Source organism: Mycolicibacterium aurum, assembly GCF_900637195.1.
GTDB lineage: Bacteria > Actinomycetota > Actinomycetes > Mycobacteriales > Mycobacteriaceae > Mycobacterium > Mycobacterium aurum.
The window spans coordinates 5,286,663-5,299,739 of sequence record NZ_LR134356.1 but is presented as its reverse complement, the minus strand read 5'-3'; the positions used below and the strand labels follow the sequence as shown (position 1 = coordinate 5,299,739).

The 13,077-nt window shown below is 64.0% G+C and carries 10 protein-coding genes; 5 read left to right on the top strand and 5 right to left on the bottom strand.

Annotated features, from left to right (window positions below; all coding sequences use genetic code 11):
* Nucleotides 1-41 precede the first annotated feature (41 nt).
* The 3 genes from EL337_RS25050 to EL337_RS25040 form a co-directional block, all read right to left on the bottom strand.
* On the bottom strand, nucleotides 42-1,745 hold the full coding sequence (locus EL337_RS25050) for an FAD-dependent oxidoreductase (protein ID WP_048634177.1): 1,704 nt from the start codon (nucleotides 1,743-1,745) through the stop codon (nucleotides 42-44).
* Nucleotides 1,742-2,665, bottom strand: a complete 924-nt coding sequence (locus EL337_RS25045; protein ID WP_048634236.1) for an aldo/keto reductase — start codon at nucleotides 2,663-2,665, stop codon at nucleotides 1,742-1,744. The genes EL337_RS25050 and EL337_RS25045 overlap by 4 nt, the downstream gene beginning before the upstream one ends.
* 96 nt (nucleotides 2,666-2,761) lie before the next feature.
* Nucleotides 2,762-4,774 (bottom strand): hypothetical protein, encoded by a 2,013-nt coding sequence (locus EL337_RS25040; protein ID WP_048634176.1) that lies wholly within the window; start codon nucleotides 4,772-4,774, stop codon nucleotides 2,762-2,764.
* A 494-nt stretch (nucleotides 4,775-5,268) separates the two neighbouring features.
* Here EL337_RS25040 and EL337_RS25035 point away from each other — a divergent pair, with 494 nt between their 5' ends.
* The 4 genes from EL337_RS25035 (at nucleotide 5,269) to EL337_RS25020 (ending at nucleotide 9,524) form a co-directional block, all read left to right on the top strand.
* Complete coding sequence (locus EL337_RS25035; protein ID WP_083443201.1) at nucleotides 5,269-6,738, top strand: tyrosine-protein kinase domain-containing protein; 1,470 nt, start codon at nucleotides 5,269-5,271, stop codon at nucleotides 6,736-6,738.
* A 113-nt stretch (nucleotides 6,739-6,851) separates the two neighbouring features.
* Nucleotides 6,852-7,634, top strand: coding sequence for a WecB/TagA/CpsF family glycosyltransferase (locus tag EL337_RS25030; RefSeq protein ID WP_126316674.1), 783 nt, complete (start codon nucleotides 6,852-6,854; stop codon nucleotides 7,632-7,634).
* Complete coding sequence (locus EL337_RS25025; RefSeq protein ID WP_048634173.1) at nucleotides 7,631-8,482, top strand: glycosyltransferase family 2 protein; 852 nt, start codon at nucleotides 7,631-7,633, stop codon at nucleotides 8,480-8,482. The genes EL337_RS25030 and EL337_RS25025 overlap by 4 nt, the downstream gene beginning before the upstream one ends.
* 172 nt (nucleotides 8,483-8,654) lie before the next feature.
* Nucleotides 8,655-9,524: a DUF6492 family protein gene (locus EL337_RS25020; RefSeq protein WP_048634172.1), complete on the top strand. Its 870-nt coding sequence runs from the start codon at nucleotides 8,655-8,657 to the stop codon at nucleotides 9,522-9,524.
* A gap of 38 nt (nucleotides 9,525-9,562) precedes the next feature.
* On the opposite strand, the gene EL337_RS25015 is transcribed toward EL337_RS25020, so the two are convergent.
* Nucleotides 9,563-10,522 carry a glycoside hydrolase family 6 protein gene (locus EL337_RS25015; protein WP_157866338.1) on the bottom strand — a complete coding sequence of 320 codons (960 nt, stop codon included), beginning with the start codon at nucleotides 10,520-10,522 and terminating at the stop codon, nucleotides 9,563-9,565.
* 74 nt (nucleotides 10,523-10,596) lie between these two features.
* Complete coding sequence (locus EL337_RS25010) at nucleotides 10,597-11,793, bottom strand: O-antigen ligase family protein (RefSeq protein WP_126316672.1); 1,197 nt, start codon at nucleotides 11,791-11,793, stop codon at nucleotides 10,597-10,599.
* 221 nt (nucleotides 11,794-12,014) lie between these two features.
* On the opposite strand from EL337_RS25010, the gene EL337_RS25005 reads away from it, so the two are divergent.
* The gene (locus EL337_RS25005; RefSeq protein WP_048634169.1) at nucleotides 12,015-12,929 is read left to right on the top strand and encodes a glycosyltransferase family 2 protein; all 915 of its coding nucleotides are present in this window, start codon (nucleotides 12,015-12,017) and stop codon (nucleotides 12,927-12,929) included.
* Nucleotides 12,930-13,077: the final 148 nt, after the last annotated feature.

Sequence of the window (13,077 nt, the reverse complement as noted above, 5' to 3'; positions counted from 1 at the left end):
ATGGCTCCCCGATGCGAACGGAGCGTATCACCCGCCAGTGGTCAGGACCTCCCGGAAACAGACGTTCCATCAGTCCTTCGAGACTTCGCCAGGTGCTCGGCCAACCGAACTCCGAGCGCGATCCCGACGAGGGTCGGATTGGCCTGACTCGACGTCGGCAGCACGGAGGTGCTTGCGACGTACAGTCCGCGTACCCCGTGGACCTGAAGGTCGGGGTCAACGACACCGCCGTCTGGATCAGCGGACATCCGCGTGGTCCCGCTCTGGTGGAAGCCGGCCCACCCGCGCATGAATGTCCGTACCGAAGTCTTTGCGTCGTCGGTCAGCCACTCCACGTTGCCGACGCCGTTGTCGCGCAGGTAGGCATCGATGAGTTCTACTGTCTTATAGGCGTACTCGTAGTCAGCGTCCGAGAAATGCAGATGGGTGCGAACCTTTCGCATCCCCAGCGCGTCGCGCTCGTCGGTGAGTTCGATTCGACTCTCCCAATGGGGTAGCTGCTCGCCGTGGTAGTGGAGCAGATATCTGTTCTCGGCGCTCTTGACGAAGAAGCCTGGTGCCTTGCGGCCCTTACGGATGAGGCGGGCGTACGAGAAGGAGATGGCGAACCAGATCGACGGAAGCAGGTCGCGCACGACGTTTCGGAGATGCTGCCTGATCTGTGGTGGGCCGTCGATCTTGGTGTGCGTCTCCCGAATGGCCTCGGCGAGCAGGAAACGCCCGACAGGGGAGATCAAGGTCAGATAGACCGCCGACAGGATTCCGCTTCCGTGCGACGGGTCGCTGATCGGCGGATTGACCAGCCAGACCGCGACATTGGGCATGTTCAGGCTGCGTTGCACCTCGGGGCTGAGGGTGAAGCGACGACGGACGTACACACCGTCGCGGTCGCGTTCGTGTTGGTGGATGACCTTGTCGGTGTTGAACTTCACGCGCGCGAACCGGCCTTCGACATGGGTCATGTACCAGCGTCCCAGGTGTCCACCGGCGTTCCCCAGCCCTCCCGGGTGATGCAGGTCCGAAGCCAGCAGCAGCCGGGTTGCCTCGATGCCACCCGTCGCGACGACGTAATCGGTCGCGACGACCTTTCCTTCGCGGCCGTCGAGTGCCCTGACGACCAGGTGGTCGACGGCGTCACCGCCTTCGACGGTCACGATCTCCGTGCACGTCAGACCGGTCCACAGCGAAAGGGACGGCGCGTCGCGCAAGTCGCTGTGGTACTCGCGCCCAAAACGTGTCGGCAATGCCCAACGCTCGAGGTCGGTCGTGCGCACGTCACCATCAGCTAGTCCGGCGACCAGATCGCGTTGCGCCAGCTCCGGAACATCGCGCGCGTTGAAAGCGGCTCGGCCGCATTGGGCCCAATCGCACGCTCGTTGCAGATACGGCTCCACGTCCTCGTAGCGGATCGGCCACGGCGACTGTGCGGTGAGCGGCCGGTCCTCGAAGTCGATCGGGTCGTAGGCGACGCAACGTCCACCCCACAGTGCCGACGCGCCCCCCAATGCCCGGCGGAGCGCAAGGTCGCTGCGGGTGTGGAAGTAGTCGTCCTGCCGCGAGTCGAACGCGGCGAGATCCTGAGCTGTGTGGTCCGTGCGCTCGAGACCGCTTTCGACAAGCGCCACCTGGACACCCGATTTAGCGAGCTCCAGCGCCGTGGAAATGCCGATGGGGCCGGCGCCGACGATCACGACATCCGTCGTGATCGTCATGCCCGCGGTGAACTCCTCTGGACGCCGGATCATGGGGCCCCCTTGCGAAACTCTTCGGCGAGGGCGAGGAACCGTGTCAATATGTCCGCGTCGAGCGGCGAGGCAACAGCGCTTGCTGCTTCCGCGACGCGTTCCGGTTGGGTGGTGCTGTACAAGATCGCGCGGGAATCCGTTGCCTTCGAAGCCGATCCAAGGATCAGCTTCGCGAGCACACCGGGGGCCAGTGGATCGATCTCGAGAGTGTCGCGCCAACGAGCCGACATCTGCGCGTCGGTCCGCAGGGCAGCGGAAAGAATCCCGTACGGCCGGTTCAGCACACCGAACGTGATGTCCGCCGAGCGCGGCGACGGATGGAGTACATCGCTGCGTAGCTGATCGACGCCCTCGGGCGCGAACGGTCGCGCAAAGTCCACCTCGAGGCCCTCGTCCTGCGACACCCCCCATGCGCGGATCTTGCCCTGCTGGCGGGCGCTCTCGAAGAACGCGCGAAGCTCATCGGTTGCCACGGTGTCCGACGGCTCGGGGCCGTGAACGAACAGGATGTCGACGTAATCGACACCCAGCGCAGTGAGGCTTTGGTCGAGACTGCGTGCCGCGACGGTGGCGTCGTACACCCGAGCGGTCGCGGCCGGCTTCTGGCGGCTCTTGACGGCGGCCCGCAGGGCCGGCGCCTTCCGAAGGAGTGCCCTCGCCGGAGCCTGAAACCTGGCCAGTCGCCTGGCTGCACCGCCGACCTCGATGCCGAACTTCGTGGCGATCGTCACGCTGGCGCGGTCGACGGTACGCACGAACGCACCCAACTCGGCTTCCGCCATTCCCAGTCCGTACATGCGTGCCGTGTCGAAGTGGGTCATCCCGTTGTCGAACGCGCTGCCGAGCACGGCCATCCGCTCTCTGCGCGAGGGTGACTGCATCAAACCGCCGCACCCGAAACCGACCGCGCTCACGGTCAGCTGCGGCCCCTGGAGGTCAATCCTCCCCAACATTGCAGCCCCCGTGGATTCGGCGAGGCTCACCAGAAATGCTCGGTTGCGCCGCTCGGCCGAGTGTCATAGGTCTGGATCGTCTTCGGCGCTATGAGCAGGGGCCGGTCTGCGGGTTCGGCCGGCTCTGCGACGCCGCAAATACAGGATCGCTGCCACCACCGCGATGACCGCGAGAATTGCCGCTACCACGGCGGCCACAGCGGGGGCGCTGAGCCATGAACCCGGTGCGCTGACAACCGTCGGCTCGACGACGTCGTCGGCTGTCCTGATCGCGGTGTTGGTGGGTGTGCCGCCCGCGCCTGCCGCGAGCACGTCACCCGTCAGTTGTGACCAGTCGCCTGCGGGCCCGTCGATGTAGCTGAACAGCGGGTCCACCAGAGTCCAGTCGGCAGTCGTCGTGACGAGGACGACAGAACGGTTGTGTGGCGGATCCGCGAAGGCCTGGATGGATCCCAGCCCGTCGTTGACGTTGATCTGCAGTTCGGTGGGCAGCGCAAAGTTGACGACCGCCCCATCGCCGCTCACTGGTGGTGTGAGCGATGTTTGTGCGACCGACTCGGAATTGGCCACGATCAGCGCTCCCGAAGTGGCATCAGCCGCTGTTTGAAGACCCACGAGCCGCGGTGTGATCGCGCTCTTGCTGAGTCTCGCAATCGCGGCGACGACTCGGGCGGCGTAGGTGAGCTGATTCGGGCCGCTACCGTCCAGCGCCACCAGGAAATCCGGGCTGAATTCGGACGGAAATGCGTCGAAGCCGCCGAGCGGGGGGCCGCCGCGGTGCATCGTCACCGTCGACCGCGGATCGATCTCGAATGTCATCGGCGCCAACAACGGCCCGCACGGTTGAGCCGGGGTGTAGGTGAGAGCGATTTCCAGGTCGATGTATTGGCCGTCGAGTTCGGACGTATCGAGGTCGAACGTCGTGTCCAGAAGTCCGGAATCGTCGAGCGGGGCTCGATAGACGACGATGTTCTCGGCACGAACCACGACCGATGCCGCATCCTGGGCCGGCACAGGGGTGTAGTCGGCGACCAGGTGCACCTGAACGTTGTCGAATCGAGGGCCCAACGATGTTCGCTGGATACCGACCTGAAGATTGCTCGTCCCGAGCGTATCCGTCTTCCCGCCGCCGACCTCCAACTGCTTGAAGGTCAGCGTGTCCCCGTCCACGGTGGCGGCAGATCCTGCCTGGTCGACGCGAGCGGCGCTCGACTGCGCCAGAGGCTGCAGCTGAGTGGCGATCAGTGACACCTGCTTGGACAGATCCTCGCCGTCACCGGATACCCGGAGGTATGCGTTTGGCGCGCCGGGGTTTTCGACGGTCAGACCGGGATCGCCGGTCTCGACGACGATTGCACGGTCGAGCCCGAGGGCGGGCGGCGGTACCGCGCCGCGCGGTTGGCTGACGACCGTGATCGACAGCGGCCGGGAAGCATAGAATCGCGCCACCGCCGATGCCAACGTCAGCACCGCTTGCTGTTCGGAGGAATCGGCATCGGTGGCGGTGTAGATCGTGACCCTCTCGACCACCGGTGCAAAGAAGTTCGCGATGGTGGTCACGGGAAGCTGCGTTCCGGCGAAGACCGTGGACAGATTGCTCAACTGCAGTCGCGGGAGCGGGTCGCAGACTTCGTCGCGATCGTCACGTGCGCGAATCGAGAAAGACAGTTCGGTCGAGGAGCCTCTGACACCTGCCGCTGATATGTCGACGTCGAACGGGGCCATGACCATTCCGGGTGCCGCGGGAGGCACTTCAACCGCCGCCAGGAACTTGCCGTCGCCGTCGGCGATCTCGACGTAGCCGGTGTCGAAGTTCACGGGGGTGTGAATCATGCCCTGCAATCGCGAAGCGCTCAGGCCGGCGGGCACCGCCACCGTAAAACTGTTGCCACCCTCGCCATACAAATCGACCGTTGATGGCAAACCCAGGGTGGACCACGGCAGGGTGACGCCCACCGGGGTGCCGGCGTCGCTCGGCTGCGCCTGCGCCGACCCTGCGAGCGATCCCGTAAGCGTAATCGGCAGGATGAACAAGAGCACCGCCGCAAGCGCGCGTGCCACAACGCTGGGAGTCATGCCGTTCCTCGGAGCAGGAGTTGGTGCTCGGATCGTGAACGACCACCTTCGTCAGGGTCGCCTTGCGTCGGTAGTTGCTGCGGGGCCGGAAGCCGGACCGAACCGATCGAATTCACGCAGTTCCACTTTCGAGAGTCTTCACAGGCCCCAGCAAAGCTGGCCGGATTAGTACCCTAGCAGGGCAAGTGCGACAATTCTGTCTGTTCTGAGTCATGCCCGGACTCGCGAATGGCGCATGAAAACAGGTGATCGACGGTACGTGTTCACAACGCGGGCGGACACCCGCAACGAGGCAGTCAGCGAACCTCGAACTCCCCGCAGTGGGGACCGAACGCAGGCTCACCCTGTCGCGCTCGGACCATTGATATCCGCGCCCCCGTGATGGGATCCCGCGTCGCTGCGGACTCTCCCGTTTGTCACCAGCCGGTACGAGCTATGACGACGAGAGCGACGTGAATCTGTGGCAAACTCCGTCCGTGACATTCGTGTAGTCCATGCGTTCGGCGCGCATTCCTCGCGCTATTGTCAGACGAAGGGAGCAGGCCACCGCTGACGCGCAGGCTCGCGTTTTCTGGTGCCGACAAGTCTGGTGGAATATGGACCTTCGTAGCTACTGCCGCAGGCTGATACGGCGTTGGCCGGTATTCGTTTCCGTCTTCGTCTTGGTCGGTGCCGCGATAGCGGGCGCGGGATTCCTCATGCCGGTGGCCTACACCACGGACGTTCGAATGGTGTTCACGCCCAACCTATCCGCGCAGACAGAGATAGCAACTCGCCAAGTCGGAGAGGTGTACGTCTCGGATCGCATGAACACCTATGCGCAAGTGGTGACCACCAACCAGGTTCTGCAACCGGTCATCGACTCGCTGGGCTTGGGTGTCACAGTGCACGAGCTGGTCGAACGGATAGAAGTCACGATCCCGTCGAGCACGTCGGTGATCAACCTGTCGGTATCGGCGCCGACGGCCGAGGAAGCTGCCTCCACTGCCAATCGCATCGCCGCTGTGATGCCGGCAGCGATAGCCGGCCTGGAAGGCACCGCCACGGTCGCGGAGTCGCCGGTCAAGGTTTCCGTGCTACAGCCTGCCGATATCCCAGACAAGGCGTCGTCCCCGAAAGTCCTGCTGAACCTGGTCGTCGCGGTTGGACTGGCATTCTTCGCCGCGATATTCGCCGCACTGGTCGCAGACAACTTCGACACACGAGTGCGTGGGCGCCGCGACGTGACCGCTTTGGGCGTTCCGTATCTGGGCGGAACACCGACGATACGTGGCGCCACCGCGCGGACTCTGCTGCAATTCACGGAACAGCGACCCGATCTGCAGACCATCCTCCGTCGGATTGCCATCGACGTTCTCTACGCGGTCGACGGGACGCCGGCATCGGTGGTCTTCACCTCTCCGCGGGCTGGTGCAGGCAAGACGATGGTGGCGTCCAACATCGCCGGCGCGCTCGCCGAAGCCGGCAACCGGGTGGTCTTCATCGACGCCGATGTGCGAGGGGGCCGTCTGGCTGCTCAGCTCGGTATCCCTCAGACCCGGGGGATCACCGATGTGATTTCGGGCCGCATCGAGCTCGACGATTCGGTGCTCCACACCAACTGGGGCGGTTTCACCATTGTCCCGTGCGGCGGAAGCGCCATCGACGTGGGTGAGATGCTCGCCGGCGAGAAGTTCGGCGCCTTGATGAGGGATCTCGCCGACCATTTCGATGTGGTCATCGTGGACGCCCCGCCGATCACGAACTTGAGCGAGGCTTCGCGCTTCACCCAGAACATCGCCAACGTGGTCGTGGTCGCGGAGGCGGCGACCACGCGACGCGCGGAGCTGCTCCTTGCCACTGACTCGTTGCGGCACGCCGGAGCCAAGATCCTCGGTGTGGTGTTGTCACGGGTTCGCAAGGTCGAGCCCCCCGCGCCGGCCGACGAAGAGGACCGAAACATTGAGGCGACATCTTCTCGATAGCCTTTCGCTCACGGCTCATTTCCGTTTAGGTGGAGTCGGGTGTCGACGGGGCGAAGCGCCCGCCCATCGGTCACCCGCAGTTTCGCAATCTTGAGGGCCGATGGGGAAATGTGATGTCGCGACCGATTGTCACACGGTATGCCCGCTTCAACGTGTCGCAGATAAGCGAGCCGGACGTCATCGAAGCCGTCCTGACCCGCAGCGCTCCGCTCACCGCGGGAACACCCCACCTTGTCGTGACTCCGAACATGAATCATATTGCGAGGCTTCAGTCTTCAGCTGAGTTGGGCTCGATTTACGGACGGGCAGGACTCATTCTCGCGGATGGCTGGCCGGTGGTAAGGCTCGCGAAAAGCCTGGGTGCTGAGATTTCGGGCCGATCCACCGGAAGTGGGATCACGCAAACCCTGTCCCGTACGCCCGGCGGAGGACGCCGCATTTTCCTCGTCGGTGGCTCAACGCCGTCGTCGCTTGCAGCTGCGTCGGCGGTCTTCCGCGAAAGTGGTTGGCTTGTCGAGTCGGAACAAGCTCCGGTGGGATGGCTCGGTTCAGCCGACAACGTCCGTGCGCTCGCTCAGCGGGTGGCCGCATTCAAGGCGGATATCGTGCTGGTAGGTGTCGGTTCTCCGCTACAGGAGCGGGTCGCGGTAAGTCTGCTTGATGCCGACGGCGTAACCGCTGTGCTGATGGGCGTCGGCGCGTCCATCGACTTCGTCGCAGGCGAGGCGGCCCGCCGCGCGCCGATGTGGATGCAGCGTCTCGGAATCGAGTGGTTGCACCGCATCCTGACCGACCCCGCCCGACTCTTGAAGCGTTACGTCGGTGACGTGGTTCCATTTCTGAAGGTTGTCCGGCAGTCTCACGCCGGTTCGGGCACACGGGGGGAAAATTCATGACGCTGCTGATCGTCACGCCGATGTACAACGAAGCCGACAACGTGTCGGGTCTCGTCGCCACCCTTCAAGCGCAGCGATTCCGGGACTTCGACTGGGTAGTGGTCGACGACGGGAGTACCGACGGGACCGCCGAACGTCTCGCGGAGGCGGACACCGAAAACCTGGCTACGGTGCTGTCGAAGACCAACGACGGCGGGCTGCTCGGCGGATCGGAGTTCAAAGCGTGGCGTTTCGGCGTTGACAAAACGCTACCGCTGAAACCGTATTCGCACGTGATGAAGCTGGACGCGGATGCGCGACTGGCCCCCGACTACCTCGAACGAGTAATCGAACTTGCGCAAGGCCGAGTCGGCGTAGCGGGCGGCGTCATCGCCACCAGGGGCATGGCCGAGCAGAAGTTTCACGTGCCCGGACCGGTGAAGTTGTACACGATAGACGCGTACCGGGCGACCGAGTCGCTGGTGGCGGCGCACGGCTTCGATGCGATCGACGAGATCGCGGTGAGCTACTACGCGGGTCTGGAAACCCGCGTGGACACCGGCGCCCATTTCGAACTGGCGCGAGCCATCGGCGCGAGCGCGGGCGAGATCCAGGGGCGATACCGCAACGGTCGGACTAGTCGGTGGATCGGCTACTCCTTTCCCTACTTCCTCGTGCATTGCCTCCGATACATAGCTCGGCGTCCGTACGTGATCGGCGCGTTCGCGTTGCTGTGGGGCTACCTCACCGCGGGCCCCGGCCCGTTCGCGCCGGAGTTGAAGAAGGACCATGCCCGGATGCAGCGTGCGAAGCTCGCACGCGCAATCCGCAATCCGGTGGGATTCTGGCGTGAGGCTTACAAGATCTGAAGGCATTGCGAGGGAGTGATTACGGCGTCGAAGTTGCCGGAACCGCGAGCTGTCCGAAGTCATCAGCGGCCGCCTCGAAATGTTCGGATCCTCGCGGCGCCGGTCAGCACCGAAACCGGCGGATTCTGCCCCAACTACACCCTCAATCATGAAGAGCCCCTAGACTTTGACGATGAACACCCCGGCCAAACAGCCCCTCTCGTATGCGCTGGTGACGCCTAGCTTTCGCCTGGATTTTGACCGATGCGCCCTGCTGGTCGAGAGCGTCGAGCGTTGGGCTGCACCTTATTTGCGGCACTACCTGGTAGTCGACCGGCGCGACGTGCCGATGTTCAAACCCTTGGAATCGGCGCGCACCCGGATACTCATCGTCGAGGACATCGTTCCGAACTGGCTGATACGGATTCCCGGTGTACGCCGATTTTGGTTCAGTTTCCGGACGCGTCCGGTCAAGAACTGGATCCTGCAGCAGATCGTCAAAATCTCCATTCCCAACGCGGTCGACGATGACGTCCTGCTCTACACCGATTCCGATGTCTTCTTCGTTGCGCCCTACGATCCTCGGGCCTACGAGCGCGACGGCAGGGTGCCGTTGTTCGTCGAAACCGGGCAGCGCGGAAAGATCGCCAACAACGATCGTTGGCATGCCATCGCTGCGCGCATACTCGGGCTACCCGAGGAGCAGGAGTACGACACGAATTACATTGGCAACGCCATCTGCTGGCGGCGCGACAATGTTCTGAGCATGCAGCGGCGGCTGGAGAGCGTCGGCCATCGGAAGTGGGAGCGAACCGTGGCGCCCCTGTACAGGTTTTCCGAGTACATCCTCTACGGCCTCTACGTGACAGAGGTGCTGGGCGAAGATTCGGGACATTGGAACGACGACACAATCCGCACCCTGAACCACTGGGATCCGGTGCCTCTGGATGTGGCAGGACTCGAGCAGCTCAAAGCAAAGCTGTCGCCCGAACATCACTCCGTGATGGTGTCGGCGAAATCCCGCACTGCGGTCGCCGATATCCGCAAAGTGTTCTTGCAGTAGGTGTCTGGCCGGTTTTCGAGTGCCGGCTCCTGAGCTGCCTAGAGCCCGAGCAGGCTCAGGGCGGCGGATGCCCAGAACCCGATGATCGGTGCCCCCTGGCACACCCCGTCGGTCTCTCCAGGATTTTTCACCCACAGAAGGCCATCAAGGGCCCCACCGCGGAACAGCTGCGGTGCCTGTCCCAACCGAGCGCCCGGCGCGTTGCAGTAGTGGTCCTGCGGGCCTGCCCCATTCCGGCTGGTGTCGATCACGTAGTGCGGGTCGGTGACGCCGAGCTCGTTGAGGTGGAACCGCACGCTCTCGGCGAACAGCACCTCACCCTCTGTCGTGTTGTAGTTGGACACGTTGAGGCTGAACCCCGCAACCTTGTCGATGCCCACGCTTTTCAGCCGGTTCGCGGTTTCCGCTGCAGTCACCCAGTTTTCATGTCCAGCGTCAATATAGATCCGCGCGCCCGTCGCCGAAAGCGCGTCGACCGCGTGACGCAGTAGACCCACGCGGTCGCCCTGCTCGCAGTGTCCCAGCTGGGGCAGTGCGTCAGGTTCGAGGATGACGATCGCGTCGCCGTGCCCCGTCAACGCTTCGGCAGCGCCGTCTACCCAGTCCTTGTACTCCTGCTCAGTGGGCGCACCCTTGTACACCTGCTCGTCGCGCGCACCCCCGCCGCAGTCGAGCGCAGGGATGCGGTAGAGCACCATAGTCGGGACTGCATTCGCCGCTGCCGCGCCTGCCAGGTAGTCGCCCACATCGCTGCGGACCGTCGCGGAGGTGGACCAGTCGCTGAACCACTTGGCCTGCGGCGTGTCCGCGATCGGGGCGAGACGCGGATCCTCCCGCGCCGCCGCAGCTGCCAGCACATCGGGATCGGTATACAACTTGGTGTCGATCGGCGAGCTGCCGGCCACCATGCCCGGGCTTGGGGCGTTAGGGCGTTGCCCCGCATGTGTTGCTGCGCCGATGGCCACCAGGAGGACGGTGACGACCACCACGGCTGCCATCGCGAATATGAAGCGCCCTTCTCGTCGCGCGACCCGCTGCCACCGCGACGAAGCCGCACCCTTTCTGCCGCCGCTCATCGACTACTGCGTTCGGGATCCACATTGCTCGGTGGGGCCAAGAACAACACCGCAAGTGGGACGAATGTGACGGTCCAGTACATCGACCAGTTCACGTAACCCAACGGCACCTCGAGCCAACCGCTGAGGGCGATCCCCGTGACCACCATCGCCCCCGGTACGAGGTAGCGGCTTCGGGGCATGGTGACGCCATACGCCTGGACGAGCAGCGACCCGATCGCGAGAAACGCGAGCATGATTCCGCCTGTGGCAAGCAGGTGCACGAACTCGTTGTGACCCGAATAGGCACCGGAGATCAACGGAGACGTGTCGCTTTCCGCGATACGCTCATACCAATCCCTTCCGCCGCCGAACCAGAATTCCCGCGAGGACCACTGCGTCAGCGAGCCATTCCAGATGACGCCGCGGCCCGTGTACGCGTCGTCATCCCATCCTCCATGTGACAGCCACCCCGTCAATGGCAGCGCACACATCCCCGCGACGGCGGTCACGATGGACGCGCGGGCCACCGCCGACGCGGAGCGGCGCCATCCCAACTCCGCGATGATCCAGATCACGGCGCCCAGGGCCAGCATTGACGCTGCCGCAAACATGGAATTCCGAGCCGAGGACCAGCAGATTGCGAACCCCACGATCCCCAGCCCGGGGATCCGCAGCCACCAGCGCGGCAGCATTGCCACTGCTGCGATCCCGATCGACAGGTACACGCCCAGACTGTTCTCGGCCGTGAACATCCCTTGCAGCAGTCCCAGTGACGGGAATACCGCCTTGTCGGGACGTTCCTGCAAGACCCCTTCCGCAGCGTGCACGCGGCCCGCATCCGGTTGCAGCAAACCGAGCGCGATTGCGATGACGGCCGTAGCCACCACCAGGGCGCCCAGTGCGATGAGCACACGAGCGTGGGGACGTAACGCGGCCAGCGCCACGACCACGACCAGGTAGAGCACACCCTCGGCATTTGGCCTGGTGCCGAGATACAGGTCGCGCGTCAGAAGGAACAGCCACGGCGCCAGCAGGACAACGAGGCGCCACAGTCCCGGGCGCGTGATGTCGTTGAGGCGAAACAGGATGACGCCGACGCTGATACCTACCGCCAGCAGGTAGAACCCCTTCGAGACCACGTTCGCGGCAGGCGACCAGATCGGATCGGTGCCGATCGGGACAAACACCTTCTCGGCTGTCAGGGACAACACAGTGAACGAGCCGATTGTCCGACACCACAAGACGACGATGAGCAACACGGCTGCAGCATCACGGCTGATGAACAGCCGGCTTCGCTGATGCATCGGCTCTCCGCTCGCACGGCAAGGGCAAAGGCGCCGACATGACGGCACACGGGTACGGTGTGGATGCTACCGGCGGGGCGCCAGGTAATCCGCTACTGCCGTCGAGTGACCAGTGGAACAATTGCGCAGTGGCCGACCACTACCTGATCGCTATCGCTACATACCTTCGCCCTGCGGGGCTGCAGCGACTACTCGACAGTGTGCAGGCGGCCATCTCGTCGACGAACGTGGATGTCGTCGTCGTCGACAACGATGCCGAGGAATCTGCGCGTTCGGTCGCAGTCAACCATTCGCTGAGCCCAACCTATGTCGTTGAGCCCGAGCCCGGTATCTCGGCAGCCCGGAACCGCGCACTCGATCACTTCAGCGATCGATACAAAGGCGTCATCTTCGTTGATGACGACGAGTGGGTGCACCCGGATTGGCTGACCACCCTCACCACGTTCGCAGCCCAGACGGGAGCGGACGTGGTGGTGGGCCCAGTGGTCAGCGCCTTTCTTCAACCCGCACCGGATTGGGTGCAGCGTGGCGGCTTCTTCAAGGCCCGGTCCCATGCAAGCGGCGAGCGACTGCGCCACGCACCGACGCACAACACGCTGTTGCTCCGTCACATGTGGGAGCGGGCCGGCTCGCCCCGATTCGACCCGTCGTTCTCGGCGACGGGCGGTGAGGACACGGACTTCTTCTACGGAATACGAATGGCGGGGGCTGTCACGCTTTTCTGCGCCGACGCGGTGGTGTACGAAGAGGTGCCCGCTGACAGACAGTCCTTGCGTTGGGTGCGTCGCCGCGCGATTCGAGAGGGTGCCAACGAGACCCGTGTGCTGCGCAAGCACCATGATTCTTTGTTGGCTTCGCTGGGAAGAGCCGTCAGGAGCGGTGTGTACGGCGTCGTGTTTCTCGGAATTGGCTTCGCAACCCGTCGCCCCGTTCAGGCACGGCCGTACTTCAGCCTTTTCTATGCGTGTGGGCAGTTTGCCGGGCTTCTCAATTACCGGGTTGAGGGATACTCGCGAATCAGCAACTCGCAGAACACCCGGTAACCGCAACGGCATCGAAATCGGTCACCCGTTCGGTGCTCAGATGCGGGACGAATCTGTCCATCATCCGAGTGCCGGACGCACACCAGCGATATGTTGTGGAAGCTGGCCGGGCCTCTAGTTCCAGCACGACCGGAACCGAGGACATCGT

Bases quoted from the DNA above. Each gene is read 5' to 3' on its own strand.
- EL337_RS25050 (WP_048634177.1), bottom strand. From the start codon at position 1,745: ATGATCCGGCGTCCAGAGGAGTTCACCGCGGGCATGACGATCACGACG.
- EL337_RS25040 (WP_048634176.1), bottom strand. From the start codon at position 4,774: ATGACTCCCAGCGTTGTGGCACGCGCGCTTGCGGCGGTGCTCTTGTTC.
- EL337_RS25035 (WP_083443201.1), top strand. From the start codon at position 5,269: ATGCGTTCGGCGCGCATTCCTCGCGCTATTGTCAGACGAAGGGAGCAG.
- EL337_RS25030 (WP_126316674.1), top strand. From the start codon at position 6,852: ATGTCGCGACCGATTGTCACACGGTATGCCCGCTTCAACGTGTCGCAG.
- EL337_RS25025 (WP_048634173.1), top strand. From the start codon at position 7,631: ATGACGCTGCTGATCGTCACGCCGATGTACAACGAAGCCGACAACGTG.
- EL337_RS25020 (WP_048634172.1), top strand. From the start codon at position 8,655: ATGAACACCCCGGCCAAACAGCCCCTCTCGTATGCGCTGGTGACGCCT.
- EL337_RS25015 (WP_157866338.1), bottom strand. From the start codon at position 10,522: ATGGCAGCCGTGGTGGTCGTCACCGTCCTCCTGGTGGCCATCGGCGCA.